At 53.8% G+C, this 26,063-nt stretch carries 27 protein-coding genes and 1 pseudogene; 17 read left to right on the forward strand and 11 right to left on the reverse strand.

Annotated elements, in window-relative coordinates:
* Positions 1–195: 195 nt before the first annotated feature.
* Together ACX1CU_RS14580 and ACX1CU_RS14585 are read right to left on the reverse strand one after the other, a co-directional pair.
* The gene (locus tag ACX1CU_RS14580) at positions 196–894 is read right to left on the reverse strand and encodes an MgtC family protein (RefSeq protein WP_459399010.1); all 699 of its coding nucleotides are present in this window, start codon (positions 892–894) and stop codon (positions 196–198) included.
* Between the two features lie 455 nt (positions 895–1,349).
* Positions 1,350–2,225 (reverse strand): LysR substrate-binding domain-containing protein, encoded by an 876-nt coding sequence (locus ACX1CU_RS14585; RefSeq protein ID WP_459402819.1) that lies wholly within the window; start codon positions 2,223–2,225, stop codon positions 1,350–1,352.
* A 103-nt stretch (positions 2,226–2,328) separates the two neighbouring features.
* On the opposite strand from ACX1CU_RS14585, the gene ACX1CU_RS14590 reads away from it, so the two are divergent.
* Together ACX1CU_RS14590 and rcsA are read left to right on the forward strand one after the other, a co-directional pair.
* Positions 2,329–3,744: a pyridoxal phosphate-dependent decarboxylase family protein gene (locus ACX1CU_RS14590; protein ID WP_459399011.1), complete on the forward strand. Its 1,416-nt coding sequence runs from the start codon at positions 2,329–2,331 to the stop codon at positions 3,742–3,744.
* A 752-nt stretch (positions 3,745–4,496) separates the two neighbouring features.
* Positions 4,497–5,126: a transcriptional regulator RcsA gene (gene rcsA / locus ACX1CU_RS14595; protein ID WP_459399012.1), complete on the forward strand. Its 630-nt coding sequence runs from the start codon at positions 4,497–4,499 to the stop codon at positions 5,124–5,126.
* Between the two features lie 201 nt (positions 5,127–5,327).
* Here the strand turns inward: rcsA and dsrB are convergent, their stop codons facing one another.
* Positions 5,328–5,528, reverse strand: coding sequence for a protein DsrB (gene dsrB, locus ACX1CU_RS14600; RefSeq protein ID WP_459399013.1), 201 nt, complete (start codon positions 5,526–5,528; stop codon positions 5,328–5,330).
* A 221-nt stretch (positions 5,529–5,749) separates the two neighbouring features.
* Positions 5,750–5,962, reverse strand: coding sequence for a transcription antiterminator/RNA stability regulator CspE (gene cspE, locus ACX1CU_RS14605; protein WP_004946278.1), 213 nt, complete (start codon positions 5,960–5,962; stop codon positions 5,750–5,752).
* 507 nt (positions 5,963–6,469) lie between these two features.
* Between cspE and ACX1CU_RS14610 the strand changes: the two genes are divergently transcribed.
* A complete protein-coding gene (locus ACX1CU_RS14610) occupies positions 6,470–6,679 on the forward strand; it encodes a hypothetical protein (protein ID WP_459399014.1) in 210 nt (69 codons plus the stop codon).
* A 148-nt stretch (positions 6,680–6,827) separates the two neighbouring features.
* Complete coding sequence (locus tag ACX1CU_RS14615; RefSeq protein WP_459399015.1) at positions 6,828–7,835, forward strand: NAD(P)H-quinone oxidoreductase; 1,008 nt, start codon at positions 6,828–6,830, stop codon at positions 7,833–7,835.
* A gap of 79 nt (positions 7,836–7,914) precedes the next feature.
* On the opposite strand, the gene ACX1CU_RS14620 is transcribed toward ACX1CU_RS14615, so the two are convergent.
* On the reverse strand, positions 7,915–8,163 hold the full coding sequence (locus ACX1CU_RS14620; RefSeq protein WP_459399016.1) for a GlsB/YeaQ/YmgE family stress response membrane protein: 249 nt from the start codon (positions 8,161–8,163) through the stop codon (positions 7,915–7,917).
* A 520-nt stretch (positions 8,164–8,683) separates the two neighbouring features.
* Positions 8,684–10,750: a phenylacetic acid degradation bifunctional protein PaaZ gene (paaZ, locus tag ACX1CU_RS14625; protein WP_459399017.1), complete on the reverse strand. Its 2,067-nt coding sequence runs from the start codon at positions 10,748–10,750 to the stop codon at positions 8,684–8,686.
* A gap of 318 nt (positions 10,751–11,068) precedes the next feature.
* On the opposite strand from paaZ, the gene paaA reads away from it, so the two are divergent.
* From paaA to paaK, 11 genes and pseudogenes are all read left to right on the forward strand, one after another.
* Positions 11,069–12,007, forward strand: coding sequence for a 1,2-phenylacetyl-CoA epoxidase subunit PaaA (gene paaA / locus ACX1CU_RS14630; protein ID WP_459399018.1), 939 nt, complete (start codon positions 11,069–11,071; stop codon positions 12,005–12,007).
* A gap of 14 nt (positions 12,008–12,021) precedes the next feature.
* Positions 12,022–12,309: a 1,2-phenylacetyl-CoA epoxidase subunit PaaB gene (gene paaB / locus ACX1CU_RS14635; protein WP_076941368.1), complete on the forward strand. Its 288-nt coding sequence runs from the start codon at positions 12,022–12,024 to the stop codon at positions 12,307–12,309.
* Between the two features lie 9 nt (positions 12,310–12,318).
* A complete protein-coding gene (paaC, locus tag ACX1CU_RS14640; protein WP_459399019.1) occupies positions 12,319–13,080 on the forward strand; it encodes a 1,2-phenylacetyl-CoA epoxidase subunit PaaC in 762 nt (253 codons plus the stop codon).
* Between the two features lie 9 nt (positions 13,081–13,089).
* Positions 13,090–13,587, forward strand: coding sequence for a 1,2-phenylacetyl-CoA epoxidase subunit PaaD (gene paaD / locus ACX1CU_RS14645; RefSeq protein WP_459399020.1), 498 nt, complete (start codon positions 13,090–13,092; stop codon positions 13,585–13,587).
* Between the two features lie 8 nt (positions 13,588–13,595).
* Positions 13,596–14,654, forward strand: a complete 1,059-nt coding sequence (paaE, locus tag ACX1CU_RS14650) for a 1,2-phenylacetyl-CoA epoxidase subunit PaaE (RefSeq protein WP_459399021.1) — start codon at positions 13,596–13,598, stop codon at positions 14,652–14,654.
* Positions 14,655–14,662: 8 nt separating this feature from the next.
* Positions 14,663–15,436, forward strand: a complete 774-nt coding sequence (paaF, locus tag ACX1CU_RS14655; RefSeq protein WP_459399022.1) for a 2,3-dehydroadipyl-CoA hydratase PaaF — start codon at positions 14,663–14,665, stop codon at positions 15,434–15,436.
* Positions 15,437–15,439: 3 nt separating this feature from the next.
* Positions 15,440–16,231, forward strand: coding sequence for a 2-(1,2-epoxy-1,2-dihydrophenyl)acetyl-CoA isomerase PaaG (paaG, locus tag ACX1CU_RS14660; RefSeq protein WP_459399023.1), 792 nt, complete (start codon positions 15,440–15,442; stop codon positions 16,229–16,231).
* A gap of 2 nt (positions 16,232–16,233) precedes the next feature.
* Positions 16,234–17,751: a 3-hydroxyacyl-CoA dehydrogenase gene (locus ACX1CU_RS14665; protein ID WP_459399024.1), complete on the forward strand. Its 1,518-nt coding sequence runs from the start codon at positions 16,234–16,236 to the stop codon at positions 17,749–17,751.
* Complete coding sequence (gene paaI / locus ACX1CU_RS14670; RefSeq protein WP_459399025.1) at positions 17,751–18,191, forward strand: hydroxyphenylacetyl-CoA thioesterase PaaI; 441 nt, start codon at positions 17,751–17,753, stop codon at positions 18,189–18,191. Before ACX1CU_RS14665 ends, paaI begins: the two co-directional genes overlap by 1 nt.
* 18 nt (positions 18,192–18,209) lie before the next feature.
* Positions 18,210–18,320, forward strand: a pseudogene (locus tag ACX1CU_RS14675) (hypothetical protein); the annotation flags it as partial.
* A gap of 17 nt (positions 18,321–18,337) precedes the next feature.
* Entirely contained in the window at positions 18,338–19,645 is a 1,308-nt protein-coding gene (paaK, locus tag ACX1CU_RS14680; RefSeq protein ID WP_459399026.1) for a phenylacetate--CoA ligase PaaK, read from the forward strand.
* A gap of 69 nt (positions 19,646–19,714) precedes the next feature.
* Here paaK and ACX1CU_RS14685 read toward each other — a convergent pair whose 3' ends face one another.
* A complete protein-coding gene (locus ACX1CU_RS14685) occupies positions 19,715–20,314 on the reverse strand; it encodes an ATP-dependent Clp protease proteolytic subunit (RefSeq protein WP_459402820.1) in 600 nt (199 codons plus the stop codon).
* Between the two features lie 172 nt (positions 20,315–20,486).
* On the opposite strand from ACX1CU_RS14685, the gene paaX reads away from it, so the two are divergent.
* Positions 20,487–21,428, forward strand: a complete 942-nt coding sequence (gene paaX, locus ACX1CU_RS14690; RefSeq protein WP_459399027.1) for a phenylacetic acid degradation operon negative regulatory protein PaaX — start codon at positions 20,487–20,489, stop codon at positions 21,426–21,428.
* Positions 21,429–21,440: 12 nt separating this feature from the next.
* Positions 21,441–22,037 (forward strand): phenylacetic acid degradation protein PaaY, encoded by a 597-nt coding sequence (gene paaY / locus ACX1CU_RS14695; protein ID WP_459399028.1) that lies wholly within the window; start codon positions 21,441–21,443, stop codon positions 22,035–22,037.
* Positions 22,038–22,079: 42 nt separating this feature from the next.
* On the opposite strand, the gene ACX1CU_RS14700 is transcribed toward paaY, so the two are convergent.
* From ACX1CU_RS14700 to ACX1CU_RS14715, 4 genes are all read right to left on the reverse strand, one after another.
* Complete coding sequence (locus ACX1CU_RS14700; RefSeq protein WP_459399029.1) at positions 22,080–23,483, reverse strand: amino acid permease; 1,404 nt, start codon at positions 23,481–23,483, stop codon at positions 22,080–22,082.
* Positions 23,484–23,498: 15 nt separating this feature from the next.
* Complete coding sequence (locus ACX1CU_RS14705) at positions 23,499–24,695, reverse strand: amino acid aminotransferase (RefSeq protein WP_459399030.1); 1,197 nt, start codon at positions 24,693–24,695, stop codon at positions 23,499–23,501.
* A gap of 108 nt (positions 24,696–24,803) precedes the next feature.
* Entirely contained in the window at positions 24,804–25,175 is a 372-nt protein-coding gene (locus ACX1CU_RS14710; protein ID WP_459399031.1) for a RidA family protein, read from the reverse strand.
* A complete protein-coding gene (locus tag ACX1CU_RS14715) occupies positions 25,159–25,974 on the reverse strand; it encodes an alpha/beta hydrolase (protein ID WP_459399032.1) in 816 nt (271 codons plus the stop codon). The genes ACX1CU_RS14710 and ACX1CU_RS14715 overlap by 17 nt, the downstream gene beginning before the upstream one ends.
* Positions 25,975–26,063: the final 89 nt, after the last annotated feature.

Below are 26,063 nucleotides of genomic sequence, written 5' to 3' on the forward strand. Positions count from 1 at the left end.
ACGCTATTCTCTTATTTTACTCTGCGCACAGGCTGGCCTCTCCTGTATTAACAGGTGAATATGCACAGAGTGGAATTTATCGAATTAGCGCTGTTAACGTAATTATTATTGCGTTAACAACGCAGAATAATAAAAGCTCCGGGGTGATCGTCCATAATGGCTCCTTATCACCTTATAGGTGAGTGTTGACAATAATTAAACGGGCAATTCAGAAGCGACACGCCAATGCACCGCACTGACGCTTCTTTCCAGACTGACGCGGCAGACAATACTTTCAATATCTTTCTGCGCGACTGGATTAGCGATAATTTCCGCACACACCTCTAATTGACCAGGAATAGCAATATCGGCGCTGCGTAGCGATTGTAATCGTAATGCCACACCATTCAACGCCTGCAGAATTAACGTACGCACCAGGATTTCATCCTGTTCGCCACAGGTCACCAGAATGCGGTAACGCAATTCCAGATCGACCGCCTGTTGCTGCGGTTGCAGATTAATGCGCTGCGCCGCTTCCCGTAGCAGAATATTGGCACATAGGATAACCAGCGTTGCCAGTACGGCTTCCCAGTGTTGACCCAGACCACACAGCACGCCGATCGCCGCAGAGCACCACAGGGTGGCTGCCGTATTCAACCCACGGATATTGAGGCCTTCACGCATAATGACACCGGCACCGAGAAAGCCGATCCCAGAGACAATTTGCGCGGCAATACGCCCGGCGCTGGAAGGCTCAGTGGTGACCGAGCTCAAGATAAATACCGCAGCACCGGTCGCTACCAATGCATTGGTGCGCAAGCCAGCCATTCGTTGGCGCCATTGCCGCTCGGCGCCAATAATTGCGCCCAGGCTCATCGCCAGTAATAAATTCAAGACAAAAGGAGTCATAGCCATGATCTTCCCCTTAATAAACAGCAGGAGGGTGAATCATGTGCTTTTAAGCACACGCAAAATTGCGCTGAAAATAAATCAGCGGATTAGCGTTTTAGTGCCTGGAGGGAAAAGGCTGTGGCGATGTAATACCATAATAATATCCGAATCAAATCTCCCGAAGCGATTTAGCTTCAGGTACAACAATGATGTTCGGGTTGGCACAACTCGGAATAACTTGAGAAGGGTGCTGCCCGCCGTGTTCGGCAAGCAACAAATCAGAAGGAGATCGGTCAGCTTGCCTTAATTATTTCGCTGCTACTACAACTGTCCAATTGATTTTCTCCACTGAAATTTTGCAGGGAGTATAGTTACGTAAAGTGATGAAGTAAAGAATAGTTTATTAAACGAATATTAAACTGAATATTCTCTTTATTTTATTATATCTATTGTAGGCAACATACAATATATGATGCTCCTCACCCCAGTTGCTGCTGTAACCAATGCAACAAGGCTTCAACCGCGGGCGTCAGGCCAGTGGCATGTGGCCATACCAGATAAATATCGTTATTCCCCAAGTGCTGAGCCGCCGCCAACGGCACCAGACGGCCCGCAGCAATCGAATCACTCGCCAGCACCGTTTTCACCAGGGCAATACCAAATCCCTGTTCAGCGGCACGGATCAACAGACCTGCATCGTTGAACAGTGCCACTTGCTGGCCACCGCCAGCGTATCCCTGCGCATGAAACCAGGCATGCCAAGGCATAGCATCATGTTCAAGTAATGGAACCTGTGCTCCGACAACGCTAGAGAAGGAGCCCTGCCATTGCAAAGCCAGTTCTGGGGTGGCAACGGGCACCACTTCCCCTGTAGCAATACGCTGCGCCTGCACGCCTGACCAAACACCATCTCCCATGCGGATCGCGGCATCAAAACCCTTGCGCGATAAATCCTGTACCGCCAGTGAAGCATCAATATCCAGTATGATCCCAGAGCAAACGCGATGAAAAGCCGCCAGCCGGGGCAATAACCAATAATGAGCAAAAGAGGGTAGCACGCTGATGCGCAGCGTCTGGCTTGCCGCAATCCGTCTGACGCGATTGACACCTTGCTGCAAGGCTGACAATGCCGGTTCGGCAACGGCCAACAGTTCGCGCCCGGCGGCGTTCAGGCGCACTCCGCGTCCGCTGCGTTCAAACAATGGGCAGCCGATCGCCTGTTCAAGTTGTTGAATTTGCTGGCTGACAGCGCCATGGGTCAGATGTATCTGTTGCGCAGCCGCGCGCAGATTTTCCAACCGAGCGGCAATGATAAAGGTCGGTAAAAAATGAATCGGCAAACGATCGTTCATGATTGGTTAGCCTTACTATCACAAAAGGCTATTTTTCATCGATATCAGCACCAATGCAAACTCTCTATGGTATAGCCCTACATTATCTGTGTACCAAGGACAAGCTATGCACCCTCGTTTACAACAAGATCTTGACGACTTCCCCCGTATACTCGACCACACCAGCCAACTGGCACAAAGATTTCTCGCCGGGCTGGAGCAGCGCTCTGTATGTCCACCCTTGGCTGAACAGCAGCTTGGAACCGAGGATAATATCCTGGTGGAAGAAGGCCATGGCGCTATGGCAGCCCTGGAGAGTTTCTGGCAGCGCTATGCCGCTGGATTCTCCGGCAGCGCCGGGCCACGCTACTTTGGTTTTGTCACCGGCGGTGGTACTCCGGCAGCTTTAGCGGCCGACTGGCTGGTTAGCACAACCGACCAAAATAGCCTGCTTAGCCATGACACCATTGCCGCAGCCATTGAATTAGCCACGATTGAACAGCTAAAAACCCTGCTGCATCTGCCTGCTGATTTCAGCGGCAGTTTTGTCAGCGGTGCCACCATGGCAAACTTTGTCGGTATCGCCATCGGCCGTCAATGGCTTGGGCAACAGCACGGGGTTGACGTATCACAGCAGGGGCTCGCAGTCCTAGGCCCCATTCAGGTGCTTTCAGCCAATGCCCATTCCAGCAGCGTAAAAGCCCTCAGCATGCTCGGTATCGGGCGTGATGCGCTGAAAAGCATCGCCCGGCGGGCTGACTCGGAAGCGATCGACATCGCAGCATTAGAGCAACACCTTGCCGCAACGCCAGGTAAACCCACTATCGTATTGGCCAGCGCCGGTACGGTGAATACCGCCACCTTCGACGATCTATCTAGCCTGCTGGCACTGCGCGAACGCTATCCATTCTGGCTGCACGTTGATGCCGCATTCGGTGGCGTAGCCGCCTGCTCCCCTCGTTATGCGCCTCTGCTGCAAGGCTGGCAGCAGGCCGATTCGATCACCGTGGACGCTCACAAATGGATGAACGTTCCCTATGACAGCGCCATTCAGTTTACCCGCCATCTGGCGCTGCAAATGCAGGTATTCCAGAACCATTCGGCTTATCTCGAGGCACCAACTTTGCGCCCGGATAACTATCTGCACCTGACACCCGAGAACTCACGGCGTTTTCGTGCCCTGCCGGTATGGATGGCGTTGAAAGCCTATGGCCGCAGCGGCATGCAGGAGATCGTTGAACGTAATATCAGGCTGGCACGCCGTTTGGGGGATGGATTAGCGGCCAGTGAAGGCTTCTGCCTGCTGGCCCCCGTAAACCTGAACATCGTGTGCTTTGCCTTAACGGAAGTTGAAGGTGATGCAGAAGTCGCACGCGATCGTTTTCTTGCACGTTTGGACCAGCACGGCGTGGTACGTTGTACCCCTACCCACTATAATGGCCAGGCGGGCATTCGCGCTGCGCTGGTGAACTGGATGACCGAGGAGCGGGACATCACTCTGGCACTGGAATCAATGCAAACCTGTCGGCCAGAAGCCACTTAATCATTAGAAAAGACAGCGTTGTGTTACCGCAACGCTGTGTTGCTCAAAGCCTCACCCTTGCCAACGGGCTCCTGATTTTTTGACGTAAAGCCCCCGTTTTATCAACATCACGCTGCCAGCGCCTGCCTAAGCCCACAACAATAAGCAAAATATTTTTATCTTAAAACCGCACCATAGTTTATAAAAATCAATGTTTTGTACAATCAAATCACGGTTAAAGCACAAAAATTGCGCTACTCGATGCGAATTTTTCTCTTTTCATCGCTTAAGAAATGGCTTCAACGCTCCAAATAGAAAGAATTATCATTATCAATACGGCGAATACATTGATATAATGAATTGAACCTAAATGTTAAATCCGAATTCATAATGATAAGAGACGCTTCGCATGCGCAAAAAAACAGCAGAGATTAAGCAAAAGTTAAAATGTGAATTTTTTTAATAATTATCTTACTAACGTAGAAATAACCCTCATGAAATACCGGATAAATTTAACACTGCTAAACTCATCGCTGAGTGATACTCAAGGCTATAGCGAGCGAACATTTAATCATCCGCTATAATAAGGCGACTTAAGCTAAACTGATGGATTAATGGGATTAAAAAATTTAGTCCGAAAAGACATTGAGTAGTGTCTGTTTTATTGATAGAACTTTGTGTCCATAAAATGCAATTTTTTTGTACCTTTTTAGCCTTAAAACACAGGCTTTTCTTATTACTACCGCAGTAAACAGGTTTAAGTGGGGTGCTATATGCCAACAATTATCATGGATTCATGCAGTTACACCAGATTAGGACTTACTGATTATCTAACTTCACACGGTGTGAAGAAGCGTCATATCAACACCGCTACCGGTATCGATTGCTTGGACGAAAAATGCACTAAGATTAATCCCGACCTGGTTTTTTTGAACGAAGATTGCTTCATACATGAAGCCGATGCGACAGAAAGAATAAAACAGGTGATTTCTCAGCACCCTGACACGTTATTCTTTATTTTCATGGCAATCACTAATGTACATTTCGACGATTATTTATACGTACGTAAAAACGTTATCATCTCGTCAAAATCCATCAAACCAGAAACAATGAGCCGGTTACTCAACCACTATCTTGAGAAAAAAGTCAGCCGCCCTGAAAAAAACTCGCTTGACCAGACACCGGTAACGCTCAGCCAGACCGAATCCAATATGCTACGCATGTGGATGTCCGGCCAGGGAACCATTCAGATCTCCGATCAGATGCAGATCAAAGCGAAAACGGTCTCTTCTCATAAGGGAAACATCAAAAGAAAGATCAAAACGCACAACAAGCAGATTATTTATCATGTTGTTCGTTTAACCGACACATTGACCAATGGCATATTCGTTAACAATCGTTGACACAGGCAACAGCCACGACTTTATCAGGGGTACCTCTGTAAGGCCGTGTAGACGCTCTACTGGAGGCTTTCTCCAGCAAAACTGAAATACCTGTTCGCACTGACACGTTCTATCGCGACGGGTATTCTCGTTTGATAATTAACTCCGATATCACGCAGCAATATTAACCTCTAGAAAAAGCCAGGCACAGCAAGGTGAGGTTTACTCGTTTTCTGCTGAACGCAGTTCAACAAAAGTGCCATCGCGGCTGTCAATCTCATTGAAGAACCATATACCGGCAGGATAGTCTTCCAATGCCACCAGATACATCGTTCCTTCATTAAACACTTCTACTGTTAGAACAACCCCTTCACGACGTGCACCACCGTCGGTTTTCACCGTCACCAGATCGTTAACTTTCATGGTTCACCTCATCATTTATCATGGCTGCAAATCACACCGCTGCGATACTTCGCCCTGATTCCACCAGTTGCAGGCGGTGTTTTCAGTACCGTTAAAGCTTAGCAGAGCACGGCAACGCGGTTTTATTCGCTCCCCAGTGCTACGGGCTTTTGCCTTGTGGCCAAACTACAGATACAAAAAAACCCGCCAAGGCGGGTTTTTATTAATCAGCAAAGAGCCGATTAGATAGCGGTAACGTTAGCCGCTGACGGACCTTTAGCACCGTTCTCGATAGAGAACTGTACGTTCTGGCCTTCAGCCAGGGTCTTGAAACCTTGATCCTGAATTGCAGAGAAGTGTACGAATACATCTTTGCTGCCGTCTGCAGGAGTAATGAAACCAAAACCTTTAGATTCGTTGAACCACTTCACTTGACCTTTGATCATGTTAGACATGTCTAATTCCTTCAATATTAAATTTAAGCCACCATGGGCATGTTATAGCCGGTCATCAGTTACTTATGGAGGCACTAGAAAGGAAATTCGTCAGAGAAGAGCTATCAAGGATAACGCTTTAAATTTGAACTACTTTACTCAAAATGTCGTGCATAAATAGGTCTGTACCACAGGCCGGGAATCATTAACTCATGCCCGGCTTGGAATAGCAACTCTTTTTGCCTAAGGAGGGCAGAAACGAGATCAAACGCACAGTATTCAACCCCTTCAGGCGAAATTATCAGCATTCTCTTGCTGGCGTTATCGGTATTGAGCTCAATAACATACTGCATAATCACTTCGATTTTAGCGTAGCGCCGTTCACCATAGCATGAAGCACGCTACTTCCCCAACCTGCGCCAGTCTACAGTTTGGCTCTCTGTCATTTTTTCATCACAAAAACGTCACAATGCCCCCATAAGATAATCAGCGATTACCCGCTCTCGGTTAATACCAAGGATTTCGCTTATGACCATGGTTAAAGCTGTAAATCATCAGGAAGCAGAAACGCTGATCCGTTCAGGAACCGCAAAAAAAATCGAGCTAGCCTATGACATCGACAGTGACGATTTCTTCCAGCTCGCCAGCTTGTGGTGTGATAAAGGCGCTAAAATCTCTAAAGGAAAAGAGCACTTTATCGTCTCATTGAAAGGTTTTCGCATTCCGCCGAACGATTAATTCCATGCCGCCCCTTGCGGCGGCTCTGTTCTTCTTTCTGCCACACCGCCCCATTTCCTTAATGACGACGCCGTTATTTCTATAAGATGAACCGCAGGTGTCTCACTGAATCGGACATGTTCCCAATTTACCCGCTAAGGAAAACAGTATGTCAGCCAATGCACAACTCCCTAATATCATGAAAGTTATCGAAATCAGCCAGCCTGGTGAGCCCGAGGTACTGAAACTCGCAGAACGCCCCATCCCTACGCTGGCGCCGGGTGAAATTCTGGTAAAAGTTGCCGCTTCCGGGGTTAACCGCCCAGATGTCATGCAGCGCCGTGGGCAGTATGCGCCACCACCGGGGGCTTCGGATATTCCGGGGTTGGAGATCGCAGGAGAAGTGGTTGCGGTGGGCGTTGGCGTGCAACGCTATGCACTAGGCGATCGGGTTTGTGCGCTAATCGCCGGTGGCGGCTACGCGCAATATTGCCCGGTGCATGAAAGCAACGCGCTACCGGTGCCGAAAGGCTTCAGCATGGTCGAGGCCGCCGCCATTCCAGAAACCTTCTTCACCGTTTGGGTGAACGTATTTCAGCGTGGCCATCTGCAAGCTGGTGAAACGGTACTGATTCATGGTGGAACTTCCGGTATCGGCACAGTAGCCACCATGCTGGCGAAAGCATTCTGCGCCCGCGTCATTACCACCGTGGGCTCGGAGGAGAAACGCCTGGCCAGCCTGGCGTTGGGGGCCGACGTGGCCATTAACTACCGCAGCGAAGACTTTGTCGAACAGACCAAACGCGCCACCAATGGTAAAGGCGCGGATGTGATTGTCGATCTGATTGCGGGTGACTACGTGGCAAAAAATTATCAGGCTGCCGCCATGGATGGCCGCATCGTGCAGATCGGGACACAGCACGGCGTGACCAAAGAGCTGAACCTGATGCCTTTGTTGCTCAAACGCCTCACCCACACCGGCTCTACGCTGCGGGCGCGCAGCGTGGAAGACAAAGCACAGATCGCCGCAAAGTTGGAGTTGAAAGTGTGGCCGTTATTGGAGCGTGGCACGCTGAAACCGCAGATATTCAAGACATTCCCACTGGAACAAGCAGCGCAGGCGCATACGCTGATGGAATCAAGCGCCCATATTGGCAAGATTGTCTTAACGCACTAGCGGGCGGCTCCGCAAGTTTCCGTCTGTGAAAAGAACAGGGCCGCCATAGCGACCCTGTTAACTGTTAAGCGAGCTTCGATCAGCTTCTGACTTTTCTGTAGATAACCAGCACCACCAAAGCACCGACTACCGCAACAACAAAGCTGCCCAGGTTGAAGCCATCGACTTGGCCCATACCGAAAAAGGTACTGATATAGCCGCCGACAACCGCACCCACAACCCCCAGGATGACGGTCATGAAAAAACCGCCGCCATCTTTGCCTGGCAGAATCCACTTAGCCAGAACACCGGCGATTAAACCAAAAATGATCCAGGAAATGATGCCCATTTTTACTCTCCCGACTTACTTTCTGACTAAAAGAAAAACAACGACCAAGCCAACAACAGCACCGACACCAACCCATGATTGTCTCTCACACTATTCCCCGGTAAATACCACCTCCAAGCGGCCTATAAAGCGGGGGGTTATCTGCAATAATTGGTATCTGCATGTTATTACTATAGTAAAAAATCAGCCGTTCACCCATTCGCCAGCAACAGATTTTAGCTGTATAAAATTTATACTAATGTTATTTTACTGTCATTTCTATCTGCTATAACAAGCTATACTTGGTTTATGCGCAACAGACTCCACGATGAGGGTCGCGCCATGAGCAACACTTCTTTCATGCTGTTTCTGGTTTTGGTCTATACACTGGCCGCAGTGTGGGATGGTTCTGCCGCACTGCTGTTTATGTGATCATATCCAGATATGACAGCTCTTCCCGGTGAGCCTTTACCGAGTTTTTCCACGCCCACGGTATCTCACAACGCGGCTTGCAGCGGCCCAGATAGGGCCGCGCATTAACTCAGGCTGGGAAATCCCCTTCCTGTCGCGCCACCAGCGTTAAAATGCTGTATAGCGCCACCGCCTGTTGATGCTGGTTGAACACCTGCACATCCCACACCACCACGCCATGCGGGCGGTCTTCCACCGTTTTCTGTGGCTTACGGATTTTCTTCTTGCAGGTTAACCGCACCTGAATGGTGTCACCTATTTTCACCGGTTCGATAAAACGCAGGTTTTCCATGCCGTAGTTGGCAATCACCGGCCCTACGCCGGGATCGACAAACAACCCGGCCGCCGCCGATACCACAAAATAGCCATGCGCTACCCTCTCGCCAAACAACGACTCCGCCGCACCAATCTTATCCATATGCGCATAGAAGTGATCGCCACTCAGGCAGGCAAAATTGACGATGTCGGCTTCGGTAATAGTACGGCGCGCGGTCAGCAGACTTTCGCCAATCTGCAACTGCTCAAAGTATTTACGGAATGGGTGAACCTGTTCCTCAACCACCTTAGCACCGCGCACCCATTCACGACCAATTGCTGCCAGCATCGCTGGGCTGCCCTGGATCGCCGTGCGTTGCATATAGTGTTTCACCGCACGCAACCCACCCAACTCCTCGCCACCACCAGCACGCCCTGGTCCACCGTGCACCAACAGCGGCAGCGGTGAACCATGGCCGGTAGACTCAGCTGAAGCATGGCGATCCAGCACCAGCATGCGACCATGGGCACAGGCCGTGGCACGGATAAAGCGCGTCGCCAACGCTTCATCGGCGGTAATCAAGGATCCGGCCAAGCTGCCTTGCCCCAATAGCGCCAATTCAATGGCCTGCTGAGTGCTCTGATAAGGCATCAGCGTCGCCACCGGGCCAAACGCCTCGGTGCCGTGCACCGCCTGATGACTAAAGGGATCGGCGCAATATAGCAATGTGATCGGGTAAAACGCCCCTTCCTGCGCACGCTCACCGGCGATCGCCAGTTTATCCAACGCCGCACCACACAACGCTTCACAGCCGTTTTGCAGCAGGAATGCCACCTTTTGCTGCACATCTTCACGCTGCTCTTGGCTGACCAGCGCCCCCATACGTACCTGTTCCAGTTGCGGGTCGCCAATCTGCACGCCCGCCAAACGCTGCAATAGCGCCTGTTGCACCTCGGCGATACGCGCTGCGGGCACGATAATGCGCCGGATAGCCGTACACTTCTGCCCGGCTTTGCTGGTCATCTCACGGCAAACTTCTTTGATAAACAGCGCAAATTCCGGCATGTCTGGCGTGACATCCTCCCCCAACACACAGCAGTTGAGCGAGTCGGCTTCCATGGTGAACGCGATGGATTTTTCCAGCAAGCGCGGGTGAGAACGCAGCTTTTGCCCAGTTTGCGCCGAGCCGGTAAAAGTCACCGCGTCCTGATAGTCGAGATGATCAAACATATCGCCGACGCCGCCGCAGATCAGTTGCAGCGCGCCTTCTGGTGCCAACCCACTGTCGATAATCAGCTTCACCATCGCCTGGGTCAGCTGCGCCGTCGCGGTGGCAGGTTTGATGATTGCTGGCATGCCAGCCAGCCAGGTGGGTGCCAGTTTTTCCAACATCCCCCAGCAGGGGAAGTTAAACGCATTGATATGCAGCGCTACGCCGGGGCGCGAGGTCAGCACATGCCGCGCGGCAAACTGCGCCTGTTTGGAAAGTGGGATCAGTTCATCTTCCGGCCACAGTGTGTCATCCGGCAATTCTCGCCCGGCTAATCCTGCATAGGAGAACAGCGTCGCGATCCCCCCTTCAATATCGACCCAACTATCGTTACGCGTCGCACCGGTCTGGTAGGAAATGTCATACAGCGCCTCTTTGTGCACCAGCAGGTGCTTGGCTACCGCCTTCATCATCTGCGCACGCTGCTGGAAAGTCATTTGCGCCAGCGCCTTACCCCCTTTAAGCCGCGCATAATCCAGGCTGGCCGCCAACGGCAGCCCGTCGGAACACACCTGATACAGCGGTTCACCGGTAACAGCATGGTGGATCTCGCGGGGTTTTCCCTGGCCGTACACCCACTCGCCAGAGAGATAACTGTATAGCTGCTGCATTGGCTCCTCCAAAATTCATAAATAGACACCATAAAGCTTAATTACGTATCACATATTTTTCACTCTTCGCCAAGTTAAAATTTAACAAAAATTAAACACCACCGAGCAAAGCCGTCCCTTTTACGTCAAAACACCATAATGATTAAATTTAAATATCAATAAAAACAATATATTAACAATAAACCCTGTGATGAGCATCGCAAAAACACACCTATACCATTTGATCTTGTTGTTATCAGATTGTAACTTCATGGTTATATATAAATGATTCACATTTTTATGATTAAGTTAAAAAATACGAATCACCAAGAGGCAAGCATGATAATCGAAGCACAACATCAACAGCATTTTGACGACAGGATTGCCGCAGATACCTCCATTGAAGCCAAAGACTGGATGCCAGATGCCTATCGCCAGAACCTGATCCGGCAAATCGGCCAGCACGCCCATTCCGAGGTAATCGGTATGCTGCCGGAAGCCAACTGGCTGACACGCGCCCCCACTCTGCGCCGCAAAGCGGTTTTATTGGCGAAGGTGCAGGATGAGGCCGGGCATGGCCTTTACCTGTACAGCGCGGCCGAAACCCTCGGTTGCTCGCGCCAGGATATCTACCAAAAAATGCTCGCTGGGCAGATGAAATACTCCTCCATCTTCAACTACCCGACGCTGAACTGGGCGGATATTGGCGTGATCGGCTGGCTGGTCGACGGGGCCGCCATCGTCAACCAGGTCGCTCTGTGCCGCGCGTCTTACGGCCCCTATGCCAGAGCGATGGTGAAAATCTGCAAAGAAGAGAGTTTCCACCAGCGCCAAGGTTACGAAGCCGTGATGGCGATGGCACAAGGCAGCGCTGAACAAAAAGCCATGCTGCAAGATGCTATCAACCGCTTCTGGTGGCCGGTGCTGATGATGTTTGGCCCGAGCGATGCCGATTCTCCCCACAGCGCGCAGAGCATGGCCTGGAAGATCAAACGCCACAGCAACGATGAGCTGCGGCAGAAATTTATCGATAACACCGTACCGCAGCTAGAGGCTCTGGGGATGACTGCACCGGATCCCGATCTCGCCTGGGATGAAGCCACGGGCCATTACCGCTGCGGCGAGATCGACTGGAACGAACTGTACGACGTCATCAAAGGGCGTGGACAGTGTAACCACGAGCGCCTACAGGCCAAACGCCGTGCCTGGGATGAAGGCAGTTGGGTACGAGATGGTGCTATGGCGCATGCCGCTAAACGTGCGGCAAACGCTGCTTAACCGAGGAGAGAGAAATGACTCACGCTGAATGGCCGCTGTATGAAGTGTTTATCCGTAGCAAACAGGGTTTGGCACACCGGCACGTTGGCAGCCTGCATGCCGCAGACGATCAGATGGCGTTAGAAAACGCCCGTGATGCCTACACCCGCCGCAATGAAGGCTGCTCGATCTGGGTGGTGCAGTCCTGCCATTTGGTGGCCTCACAGCCGGAAGACCGCGAGGCGTTTTTCGATCCGTCCGATGACAAAATTTACCGTCATCCGACGTTTTACACCATCCCCGACGGCATCAAAAACATGTAGAGGCAGGCAATGAAAACGATGACCGATGCCAAAATCACCTATGTCCTGCGCCAGGGCGACACACCGCTGATCCTGGCTCAACGCCTGTGCGGCTGGTGTGGCCATGCGCCAGAGTTGGAGATCGATCTGGCGCTGGCCAATATCGGCCTGGATCTGTTGGGGCAGGCCCGCAACTTTCTGGGCTATGCGGCGCAATTGGCCGGACCAGGCTACAGCGAAGATCGCCTGGCGTTTGGCCGCGACGAGCGCGAATTCCGCAACCTGCTGCTGGCCGAGCAACCCAACGGCGGTTTCAATGACACTCTGGTGCGCCAGTTCCTGTTGGATGCCTACCACGTGCTGTTACACCGTGAATTAAGCCGCAGCAAAGATAGCCAACTGGCCGCCATCGCCGCCAAATCATTGAAAGAAGCCGACTACCACCTGCGCTTCAGCCGTGGCTGGATGATCCGCCTGGGTGATGGCAATGAAATCAGCCATCAGAAAATCCAGCAGTCATTAAACGATCTGTGGCGCTTCACCGCCGAGCTGTTTCACGCTGATGCGATTGAGCTTGAACTGGCAGAACTGGGCATTGCCGTCGATCCGCGCCAGTTGCAGGCTCCATGGCAAGAGCTAGTGAACAGCACTTTGCAACAGGCCACGCTGGCACTGCCTAATGAGCACGCCTTTCGCCACGGCGGCAAGCAGGGCCAACACAGCGAACATCTCGGTTTGATGCTGGCAGAAATGCAGTTCCTGCAACGCGCTTACCCGAACTGCAACTGGTAGAGGCCAAACATGCATATCACCCGGCTACAGCCAGCAGAAATTCCGCAGATTTGGCACTGCTTGCAGCAGATTAGCGATCCAGAACTGCCGGTGCTGTCGATTACCGATCTCGGTATGGTGCGCAATGTAGAACGTGACGGTGAAGGTTGGCGCATCACCTTTACCCCTACCTATTCCGGCTGCCCTGCGACCGAATTTCTGCTCCATGCCATTGAACAGACGCTGACCACCGCCGGTTTCAGCCCGGTGCAGGTGGATATCTGTCTCAGCCCGGCCTGGACCACCGACTGGATGAATGCCGATGCCCGCCTGCGGCTGCGGGAATACGGCGTTGCGCCGCCACAGGGGCAAAGCTGTGAAAAGCCGCTGGTTCACGGCCCGGTGCAGTGCCCGCGCTGTGGTAGCGCCTCGACAGAAAAAATCAGTGAGTTCGGCTCCACCGCCTGCAAAGCGCTGTATCGCTGCTGCGCATGCCGGGAACCGTTCGACTACTTCAAATGTATTTAGGAGCCACCATGACGGTCTTTCATCGCCTGAATGTCGCAGCCATCGAACGCGAAACGTCGGATGCGGTAGCCATCACGCTGCGCGTGCCGGACGAATTAAAGTCTCACTACTGCTATACCCCCGGCCAACACCTGACGCTAAAAGCCAAGGTTAACGGCGAAGAGCTGCGCCGCTGCTATTCCATCTGTAGCGCCCCGCAGGAAGGCCTGTTGCAAATCGGGGTGAAAGCCATTCATCAGGGGCGATTCTCTTCTTTTATCAACCAAACGCTGCAAGTAGGCGACGAACTGGAGGTGATGGTGCCGCAGGGCCGTTTCGGTTATCAGCCACAGCCCCAAGCCCAGGGTCACTATCTGGCGATCGCCGCCGGTTCGGGCATTACCCCAATGCTGTCAATCATCAAGGCCACTCTACAACAGGAACCACGCAGCCATTTCACGCTGATTTATGGCAACCGCACCAGCCGCTCGGTGATGTTCAAAGAGGCGCTGGCAGACCTGAAAAACCGCTATCCGCAACGCTTTCAGCCTTTGTACCTGTTCAGCCAGGAAAGCCTCGACAGCCCGCTGCTGAGCGGCCGCATCGATCGTGACCACCTGACCGCCATCGGTAAAACGCTGCTGGATTTCAACGATTTCGACCATGCCTTTATCTGTGGCCCAGAAATGATGATGGACGAAGCGCATACCGTGCTGGAGCAGGCCGGTATGCCTGCCGAACGTATTCATAGTGAACGCTTTAACACCAGCGGCATCGTTGCCCGCCCGGCCAACAGCGGCAATCGCAATGCCACTCAGGTAGAGATTCAGCTCGATGGCCGCCGCCTGAAGATCGAAGTCGGCACCGAGGATGACAGTATTCTTGATGCCGCACTGCGCCAAGGGGCCGACCTGCCCTACGCCTGCAAAGGCGGCGTCTGCGCCACCTGCAAATGCAAACTGAAAGCCGGTGCGGTGGATATGGCGGTCAACTACAGCCTGGAGCCGGATCAGTTGGCGGCAGGCTACGTCTTGAGTTGCCAGTCTTGGCCACGCGGTGAAGGCGTGGTGCTGGACTTTGACGTTTAGGAGCCACCATGGAAACCCCCTGGATTTTACGTGAGCAGCACCAGCGCGTGGTAACGCTGCGGCTGCACCGCCCCGAAGCCCGCAATGCCTTGAGCACCCCATGCCTGGAACAGCTGGTGTATCTGCTGGAACAGGCCGATGCCGACGCTGAGGTGGGTGCCGTGGTGATCGCCGGTGCCGCGCGCTTCTTTGCCGCCGGGGCCGACCTGCGTGAACTGCAACAGCAGGATGTCGCCGCCGCCCAACTCGATCGCCGCCCTGTGTTATGGCAACGCTTGGCGCAATTCAGTAAACCGTTGCTGGCGGCCGTGAACGGCTACGCGCTCGGTGCCGGTTGTGAACTGGCGCTGGCCTGCGACATCGTAATCTGCGGCGAAAGCGCCCGTTTCGGCCTGCCAGAAATTACCCTGGGCCTGATCCCCGGTGCGGGCGGCACGCAACGGCTGATCCGCTGCGTGGGTAAATCCCGTGCCTATCAAATGGTGCTGACCGGAGAGGCGATCGACGCCCGCAGTGCACAGCAGGCCGGGCTGGTGAGCGAAGTCTGCGTTGATGCACTGACGTTGGAACGCACCCAACAGATCGCCCAACGCATCAGCCAGCAGGCACCGCTGGCGCTGCGCGCTGCCAAGCAAGCGCTGAAGCAGGCGCAGGAAATCGGCCTTAGCCAAGGCTTGCAGATGGAGCGTCAGCAATTTGTCACGCTGGCCGCCACCGACGATCGTCGTGAAGGCATTGCTGCCTTCTTCGAAAAACGCACACCGCATTACAAAGGGCGCTGATTTATGGAAAACGCATTAATTCTCAGCCACATCGAAGCCGGGGTGCTGACCATCACCCTGAACCGGCCGGATCGGCTCAACAGTTTTAACGATGAGATGCACCACCAGCTCAGCGAAGCACTGACCTTGGCCGAACGTGACGACAACGTGCGCTGTGTGCTGATCACCGGTGCCGGGCGCGGTTTCTGCGCCGGGCAGGACTTGAACGATCGCAATGTTAGCGTGGAACAGGCCGCGCCGGATCTTGGCCTGTCGGTGGAGCGTTTTTACAACCCGCTGATCCGCCGCCTGACCGCGCTACCGAAACCGGTGGTGTGTGCGGTCAATGGTGTGGCGGCGGGTGCGGGTGCCGCATTGGCGCTGGCCTGCGACATCGTGGTGGCGGCCGACAATGCCAGCTTTATCCAATCCTTCTGCAAACTAGGGCTGGTACCGGATTCCGGCGGCAGTTGGTTCCTGCCGCGTTTGGCCGGGCACGCCCGGGCTATGGGCATGGCGATGTTGGGCGATAAAATCAGCGCCCAGCAGGCGTTGGCCTGGGGCATGATCTGGCAGATGGTGCCCGCCGCAGAGCTGGCCGAACACACGCAAAGTATGGCCAAACAGTTGGCAACGCAGCCCACTTACGGCCTGGGATTAATTAAGAAAGCGCTCTACAGCTCGGCCAGCAACACGCTCGATCAGCAGCTTGATCTAGAGCGTGATTTGCAGCGCCTGGGTGGCCGCAGCGCCGACTATCGCGAAGGCGTCAGCGCTTTCTTCGCCAAACGCCCACCGAATTTCAGCGGGAAATAACCATGAATATCACGGGAATGTCAGTAGCGGTGATCGGTGCCGGAACCATGGGGATCGGCATTGCGCAGGTGGCCGCAGCGGCAGGGCATCAGGTCAAGCTGTTTGATATCGCCCTGCCCGCCGCCGCTGGTGCGCTTGAGTTACTCCGGCAACGGCTGCGCAAACGGGTTGAGGCGGGTAAAGCCGATGCCCACAGTACCGAAGCTCTGCTGGCCAACATCCAGTTGGCCCACTCATTGAGCGAACTGGCCGACAGTGGCCTGGTGATAGAAGCGGTGGCGGAAAAACTGGAGATCAAACAGAGCCTGTTTCGCGATCTGGAAATGATCTGCCCCCCTACCGCGCTGTTTGCCAGCAATACCTCGTCGCTGTCGATCACCGCCATCGCCAGCGCGTTACAGCACCCAGAGCGTATGGCCGGGTTGCACTTCTTCAACCCAGCGCCGTTGATGAAGCTGGTGGAGATCGTCAGCGGGCTGGAAACCCGCCCAGCAACCTTAGCCACGCTGCAAACTTTGGCGCAGCACTGGGGCAAGCACAGCGTGCATTGCCGCTCGACGCCTGGCTTTATCGTCAACCGCGTCGCACGGCCATTCTATGGCGAAACCCTGCGGGCACTGGAAGAACAAGTTGCCGATCCAGCCACGCTGGATGCGGTGCTGCGTGATGCCGGTGGCTTCGCCATGGGGCCACTGCAACTGACAGATTTAATTGGCCAAGACATTAACTATGCGGTCACCGAATCAATCTACCACGCGTTCTATCAGGACGGGCGCTTTACCCCTTCACTGATGCAGCAGGAACGGGTAACAGCCGGGCATTTGGGCCGCAAAAGCGGGCGCGGTTTTTACCGCTATGGCGGCGATTATGCCGCACCGCAGCCTACCTTTGCCGCGCTGGAAACGGGTGAATTGCCGCAGTCGATTACGCTGCACGGCGACTGGTCAGCCATGGCCGAGTTTGCCCAGTTATTGGCCGGAAATGCGGCTGCGATCAAACATCCTGGCCAGACCAGCCCGACAGCGCGCATCGATGATGTTACATTTATGTTAACTAACGGCAAGGCAGCCAGCCAGATCGCCGCAGAAATCGGAGCGCCCGTGGTGTTGTTCGACCTGTCCGTCAACTATCTGCACGCACCGGTCATCGCTATCAGCAGCGCCGTGCAGAACACCGCGCCGCAGACCGCCAAAGTGATCCGCTTGCTGCAATCACTGGGCAAGCAGGTGATCCACTTGCCGGACTACCCTGGCCTGCTGGTGATGCGCACCGTCGCCATGCTGAGCAATGAAGCGCTCGATGTGGTGAACAAAGGCGTCGCCAGCACTGCCGACACCGACAACGCCCTGCGCTTTGGCGTTAACTATCCACAAGGGCCACTGGCCTGGGGCGAAAAGCTCGGTTGGCAGCACATTCTCACCACGCTGGAAAACCTGCAACGCTACTACGCCGAGCCGCGCTATCGCCCAATGCCATTACTGCGCCGCTATGCCGTAAATTATTCAGGAGCTGAATGCTGATGAATGCCAATACTCCCCGCGCGCTGGCCCAGCGCTGCGCCGAACAGATGTTCAAGCAGGATACCTGCGCACAGGCCATGGGTATGCAGGTAGAGGCCATAGATGCCGGTTCCGCTAAGGTCAGCATGATCGTCGGCCCCCAGATGCTCAACGGCCATCAAACCTGCCACGGCGGCCAGCTTTTCAGCCTGGCGGATACCGCGTTTGCCTATGCCTGCAACAGCCAAGGGCTGGCAGCTGTGGCATCCGGGTGCACCATCGATTTTATCCGCCCGGCACTGGCTGGTGATCGCCTCACCGCCAGTGCAGAAGTGCGCCATCAGGGCAAAACCACCGGTTTATATGACGTCGAAATCGTCAATCAACGGGGTAAAACCGTCGCCTGGTTCCGTGGCCGCGCCCATCGCTTGGGCCACAGTATTTTAGGAGACCAACCATGAATCTGGCCTTTATCTGCGATGGCGCTGGCCGCGTCGTTTGAACTGGAACGGCGAACCGATCGCTACGCCCTGTGCACGATGTGCATCGGCGCTGACCAAGGCATCGCCATGATTATTGAACGTGTCTAATTTCTGAGGCTAAAAAGATGACCACAAATCCACGGCCACTCGACGCGATTGAATTTGCTTCCCGCGACGAAATAGAAGCATTACAACTGGAACGCCTGCAATGGACCCTACACCATGCTTATGACAACGTGCCGATGTATCGGCGCAAGTTCGATCAGGCCGGTGTTCACCCTAACGATTTCAAACAACTGAGCGATCTGGCGCTGTTTCCCTACACTACCAAGCAAGATCTGCGCGATAACTATCCGTTCGACACCTTCGCCGTGCCAATGGAACAGGTGGTGCGTATTCACGCTTCCTCCGGCACTACCGGCCGGCCCACGGTGGTGGGCTATACCCAGCGGGATATCGACAACTGGGCGGATATCGTCGCCCGTTGCCTGCGTTCTGCCGGAGCCACCGCCAAAGATAAAATCCACGTTGCTTACGGTTACGGCCTGTTTACCGGCGGGCTGGGGGCGCACTATGGCGCGGAACGGCTGGGGGCAACGGTGATCCCGATGTCCGGCGGTCAAACGGAAAAACAGGTGCAGTTGATCCTGGATTTCAAACCCGACGTGATCATGGTCACCCCGTCTTACTGCCTGACGCTGATCGATGAACTGGAGCGCAAAATGGGCGGCGACGCACGCAACTGTTCGCTACGCCTGGGGGTGTTCGGGGCCGAGCCCTGGACCGAAGCTCTGCGTCACGAGATCGAATCACGTATGGGGATTAAAGCGCTGGATATTTACGGCCTCTCCGAAGTGATGGGGCCGGGCGTAGCCATGGAGTGCGCAGAAAGCGGCGGTGGCCCCACCATCTGGGAAGACCACTTCCTGCCGGAGATCATCAACCCGGACAATGGTATTGCGCTGCCGGACGGTGAACACGGCGAACTGGTTTTCACCACGCTGACCAAAGAAGCGCTACCGGTGATCCGCTATCGCACGCGGGATCTCACCCGCTTGCTGCCCGGGGACGCGCGCAATATGCGCCGCATGGGCAAGATCACCGGCCGTTCAGACGATATGCTGATCATCCGTGGCGTGAACGTGTTCCCATCGCAGGTAGAAGAGCAGATTATGCAGTTTGAACACCTTTCGCCGCATTACCAATTGCAGGTGAGCCGCGCCGGGCATTTGGATACGCTGGCGGTGCGGGTGGAATTGAAAGAGTCGGCGCTCACGCTCAGCCACCAGCAGCGTTGCGATATCTGCCATCAACTGCGCCACCATATTAAATCGATTATCGGCGTCAGCACCGACGTCAGCATTGCCAACTGCGGTGATATTCCGCGTTCAGAAGGCAAGGCCCAGCGGGTGATCGATCTGCGGCCGCGTTAGGTTTCCTCCCGCAGATCACGCTCTTGGGGCTATCTCCTAATCAAGAGATAGCCCATTTCCCGACAGGCTTTAGATTATCTCTTTGTCGCTCACAATCGCTTTGGATACCAAACCATACTCGATGGCTTCTGCCACCGGCATCCAGAAATCACGGTCAATGTCGCTCAAGACTTTTTCCAGTTTCTGCCCGGTTTCCTTGGCGATTAAGGCCGCAATTCTTTCCCGTATGCGGATAATCTCTCTTGCCTGAATCGCCACATCGGTAGCCTGCCCGCCAATGCCACCGCTAGGCTGATGGATCAGAAAACGGGTGTTCGTCAGGCAGAAGCGACGCTCTTTGGGTACCGACAGGAACACGTTAACCGCAGCACTCCCCACCCAACCGCTGCCGATCATATTCACCGGAGCACCAATAAAGCGGATAACATCATGGATCACATCCCCCGACTCCACATGGCCGCCGGGTGAACAAATCAGGAAGTTAATCGGTGCAGAAGACTCGTCGGACAGTGCCACAAGCTGCTTGACGACGTTGTGCGCTACCGTATCGTTAATTTGCCCAAACAGCAGGACAGTGCGTGATTTGAAGGCTCTCTCATCCAAAAAGGCATCGCGCTGAGGAGAACTGACTTCCGTTTTTTCTTCCATCTTATACCTCGATTGTTTTATGTATCATCCACACCAGATTTGGGCGAACCTCGCGAAGGTAACCATAGCAGAAATCGTCGCCATGAAACCGACAACATCACCCTACGCTATCGTTAGCCTCCAAGCCGCATATTTACCCTATCACCGTTTATGTTAAGGTTGTGTCTCAGTAAAAGCTAACCTATGGGAAAATATGGAACATAAACTGGATGAGTTTATCCGCCATGCTTTAGACGCACAGCCCATCAGTGGCACTTCGTTGATCATTTCATTATACGGCGATGCATTGAGCCATCGCGGTGGTGAGATCTGGCTCGGCAGCCTGAGTGCGCTGCTTGAAGCGCTGGGGTTCGGCGACCGCTTTGTGCGCACCTCGGTATTCCGCCTACAGAAAGAAGGCTGGCTGGATGTGGAAAAGATTGGCCGCCGCAGCTATTACCGCGTCACCGATCAGGGTATGCGCCAGTTCCGCCATGCTGAATCTAAAATCTACCTCAGTGAGCAACCGGCTTGGGATGGCAAATGGGATTTGCTGCTGTTGGAAAACGCTGAGAAAACCGAGCGTGCACGGCTGAAAAAAGAGCTGGGCTGGCTGGGTTTTGGCCAGATCGCCAATAACCTTATGGCCGCCCCGACCCATGCGCAAACCGACGTGGCGGCGCTGTTAGGGGAACTCAATGCCAGTGAGCAGGTGATCTACTTCCGCGCCGATTATCCTTATAACCGTTCCGAACAGACGCTACGGCACATGGTGGCTAACTGCTGGTCGCTGAGCGAAGTGGCGGGTTATTACCATGAGTTTATTGTTTCTTTCCGCCCGTTAATGACGCTGCTACGCGAGGCTGACGACAGCGTGCTGACGCCTAAACGCTGTTTCCAGATCAAGCTATTATTAATTCACTTTTTCCGCCGCGTGGTGCTGAAAGATCCCCTACTGCCCGATGCCCTGCTGCCCGCCCAATGGGAAGGGCAGATTGCGCGCAATCTGTGCATCAACCTCTATCAGCGGGTGGATCGCGCGGCGACGGAATATGTCAACGCGTTGGCAGAAACCACCATCGGTGCCCTACCTGCCCCTGGTGCTGGATATTATCGGCGCTTTGGTGGTCTACCGCGCGATCGCGCTACATTTTGAGGAATTAATACTATGCCCGTGTATCAGATTGACGGCCTGACGCCGGTGGTAGACCCCAGCAGCTTTGTTCACCCCACGGCGGTGCTGATTGGCGACGTGATTATCGGTAAAAACGTCTATATCGGCCCGAATGCCAGCCTGCGCGGCGACTTTGGCCGCCTGGTGGTGGAAGACGGTGCCAACGTGCAGGACAACTGCGTGATGCACGGTTTCCCACAGCAGGACACGGTGGTTGAGCAGGACGGGCATATCGGCCACAGCGCCATCCTGCACGGCTGCCGGGTGCGCCGCAACGCGATGATCGGCATGAATGCGGTGATTATGGACGGTGCCGATATCGGTGAAAACACCATCGTTGGCGCAGGAGCCTTTGTGAAAGCGGCTGCGCAGATCGCCGCCAATAAACTGGTGATCGGCAGCCCGGCACGGGTTATCCGCGATCTGACTGAACAGGAGTTAGCCTGGAAACGCGTTGGTACCAAGCAGTATCAGGAACTGGTAGAACGCTGTAAAAACAGCCTGAAAGAAGTGGAGCCGCTCAGCGCCGAAGAGCCTGGCCGCCAGCGCCTGAGCTTCGGCGAGGCGATCATCCCTAAGAGCCAGCTATAACCGACAAGCCGAAGGCCCTTCGGCCTCCGGCTCGGCGTTGGCTTACTCCATGCCCGGCGTCGGCACCTTGCCCGCAACGGCGGCCTGCGCTTGGCGACTGTAGAAATAGATCGCTACCAGCAGCAAGGTGAAGGGCACACCAAACAGCAGCGTCATTCTGAAGAAATCAGTAAACAGCGTAGTGATCATCAACGCAGCCATCAGAATCGCCCCCAACAGGGTGAAATAGGGGTAACCCCACATCCGGAACTTCAGTACCGTGTCCTTATGCTGGCGGCGGAAAAACAGATGAGTGACAAAAATCATCAGCCAGGTAAAACACGCGCCGTATACCGAGATCGACATCATCACCGCAAAAGATTTTTCTGGGTAGATAATGCTCAACACGATGGAAACCACGATACCGACGCAGGATATCGCCAACGCATTCACCGGGATCCCGCGTTGACTGATCTTGCCCAGCCCGGCAGGTGCCTGCCCGGCACGCGACAGTGAGAACATCATCCGCGTAGTGATATACAGCTGGCTGTTCATCGCCGACAGCGCGGCAACCAGCACGATAAAGTTAAAGATCCCGGCTGCGGCAGGTAAGTGGATCACATTCATCGCCATCAGAAACGGGCTTTCCCCGGTGCCAGATTCACGCCACGGCACAATCGCCAGCATCAGAGCAATCGACAGCATGTAAAAAATAAACAGCCTGAGGATGGTGCCTTTAAACGCTTTCTTGACGGCAACCACCGGGTTTTTGGCCTCCCCGGCGGCGACCGCGATCATCTCAATACTCAGATAGCTGAATATCGACACGATTACTGCGAACCACATGCCCTTAATCCCAAACGGGAAGAAACCGCCATTGGCAGTGAAGTTACGGATGCCGAAGGTCGGGTTGGAGGAGAACATCAGAATACCGATACCGATGGCGATAAACGCCGAAATGGCCACTACCTTGATGGTAGAAAGCGCATATTCCACCTGACCGAATGATTTCACCCCCACCACGTTGATGATGATCACCGCGGCAGAGAACAGCAGCACCCACGGCCAGATCGGCGTACCGGGGAACCAGAACTGCATATACATCCCGATGGCGGTCACTTCGGTGCCCACCGCCAGTACCACGCAAGACCAATAGGAATAACGCACCAGAAAGCCAAACAGCGGGCTGATATAAAACTCGGCGTAATCACCAAAGGAGCCCGGCGTTGGGTGTTCAGACGTCATCTCGGCCAGGCAACCCATCAGCAGCAAAGCAATTACGCCACCAATGAAATAACTCAGCAATACGCTCGGCCCGGCCATCTGGATCGCGTAAGCACTGCCCAAAAACAGGCCGGTACCGATTGCCCCACCGATGGCCAACATCGACATTTGCCCGGCGGTAAGTTGCTTTTTTAGCCCATCTTGCCGCTGAGCGATCTCGTCAAAACGTTTTGAATCTTTCATGATTGCTCACCTCTTTCACGCCGGAAGGGTAACGTCCAGGATGGCGGCGGTCACATAATCCACGTTGTGCTGATTCAAACCGGGCAAACACATCCTGCCGGGCGCAACCAGATAAATGGAGTATTGATGCCGTAACTGACTGAGTTGCTGCTCATTCAGGCCGGTGTAGCTGAACATGCCTTTTTGATCGCGGATGCGGCGATAATCCAATGTGGTGCCGCCCTGCTCCAACCCGGCAGCCAGGCTGACACGCATCTGCTTGATACGCTGACGCATGCTCGCCAGTTCGCTCACCCACAGTTGGCGCAGGTGATCGTCAGCCAATAAGGTTTCCACAATCTGGCTGCCGTGCGTTGGCGGGCAGGAGTAACTGCGGCGGATCAGCGTCTTCAATGCGCCTTTCACGTTCGCTGCCGTTTGCGCCGAACCACAGCACACCGAAAGCCCGCCCAGCCGTTCCCCATACAACGCCACGTTCTTGGAGAAAGAGTTGCTGACCAGAAAATCCAGATCGGTTTTCAGCGTCTCGCGCAGCGCAAAACAGTCTTCATCCAGCCCGTCGCCAAACCCCTGATAGGCGATATCAAAGAACGGCAGCAGGCGGCGCTGTTGCAACACATCAATCACGGCTCGCCATTGCCCCTGGCTGAGATCGGTGCCGGTCGGGTTATGGCAGCAAGGATGTAACAGCACGACTGAGCCTTGCGGCAAGGCGGAAAGCGTGTCGAGCATCGCGTCAAAACGCAGCTCACCGCTGGCATCATCAAAGTACGGGTAGGTATTCACCTTGAGGCCCGCGCCTTCAAAAATGGCCCAATGGTTGGCCCAGGTCGGATCAGAAACCCAGATTTCACGCTGTGACAGGTAGTGGCAAAGAAAATCTGCCCCCAGTTTCAACGCGCCCGAACCCCCAACGGTTTGTACCGTAGCGATGTGGCGTGGGGTTTGAGTCGCCGCTTCGCCAAACAGCAACGCTTGAACCTGGCGGGCGAACAACGCCGAACCTTCGATTGGTGGATAGGTGTGTGGGCGCTGTTGTTCCAGCAAACGCTGTTCGGCAATATGCACCGAACGCATTAAGGGAATATTGCCCTGATGGTCGTAATACAACCCGATACCCAAGTTAACTTTTTGCGAATTTGGGTCCTGCATATACGCTTCCATCAGCGACATAATAGGATCGGGTGCAGAAGGTTTAATATGATTAAACATACGACGTCCTTAATTCACTTTTAAATGAATTTGCAGGTGAATATTATTTTTGTGATATGCCCAACGAGTTTCAAGCAACGCTACTTGAAAAATGAAGGGGGAAAACGATTAAGCGATTGCACTAACCGTTATTTCTATTTTCATGCCAGGGACAACTAATTTCTCAACAATGACGGTTGAACGATTGGGGTACGGATAATTAAAGTAATTTTTATATATCTGATCGAGTAACTTAACGTCATTAACATCGGTAAGATAAACAATAACCTGTAATACATTATCACTGTGGCTATTGGCTGCCCGCAGCGTTTGGGCCAGATTATCAAACGTCAGAGCGATCTGTTTTTCCGGGCTGCCGGTTTCAATGGTGCCATCTGCATTCACCGGGCCGTGGGCGGTAAATAGCATCCCGCCCCCTTTGGTCGCCCAGGAAAAAGGTTGCCCAATCTCAGGCAGGCCAGTATCAATAACTTTGCGCATTGGGTGTTTCTCCTTGCTTAAGCAATTGGCGGCTCAGAGCTCCACCGGCAGCAAAAAGCGCATCCAGAACGTTAAAATGGTTGGCTCCTGCGACCGCATGGCGGCTGACCGGCAGCCCTTTTTCTTTCAGTGCCGCATAATAATAAAGTGACTGACCAATCAGCTCTGGTAACTCTGCGGCTCCGTAGAACAGCACCATCGGCGTAAGCTGCTGAGGAATATTGCGTGCCGGACTCAGGGCTGCAACTTGCTGCGCGGTCAGCTGTAATTGCTGGTTAACGTAAGTGTTCAACAAGGGCTCAAGTTCAAAAATACCGCTAATGGGGAAAACCGCCTGAATGCCTGGGTGATGTTGCCAATATGCAGCTAAATGCCCCCCGGCAGAATGGCCGCAGAGATAAATCGGCTTATTACCACGCTGTTTTTCACGTGCCTCAATCGCATCCAACGCGATACCAATTTGCTGACAAATATCATCCAGAGTAGCAACCGGTGCCAGCGTGTACTCCACCAGCACTACATCAAAACCTAATGACAGTGGTGCCTCGGCAATAAAAGCAAAATCGTCTTTATTACAAAACTGCCAATAACCGCCATGCAGGAATATGACGACTCCTTTATGTTCTTCGGCGGAATATAGCCAATCAAAAACCTCCCGCGATGTATTGCCATAGGGGATATTACGCTCACCGCGTACCTGTTGATAAACCTGCTGACTGCGGGATTGAAAAGACGTCAAAATCGCATTTTCATCATCCACCGCCGCACCATTATCGTAATCCCCTGTGAGAAGTTTCATATATTAAACTGTGTTTATTATTTAAGATGTGCATTAACTATTAGCAATCAGAAAAAATATTGTCAAGGCGGGTGCAACAGCAATGCGTG

The sequence above is a fragment of the Serratia sp. D1N4 genome, from assembly GCF_054552755.1.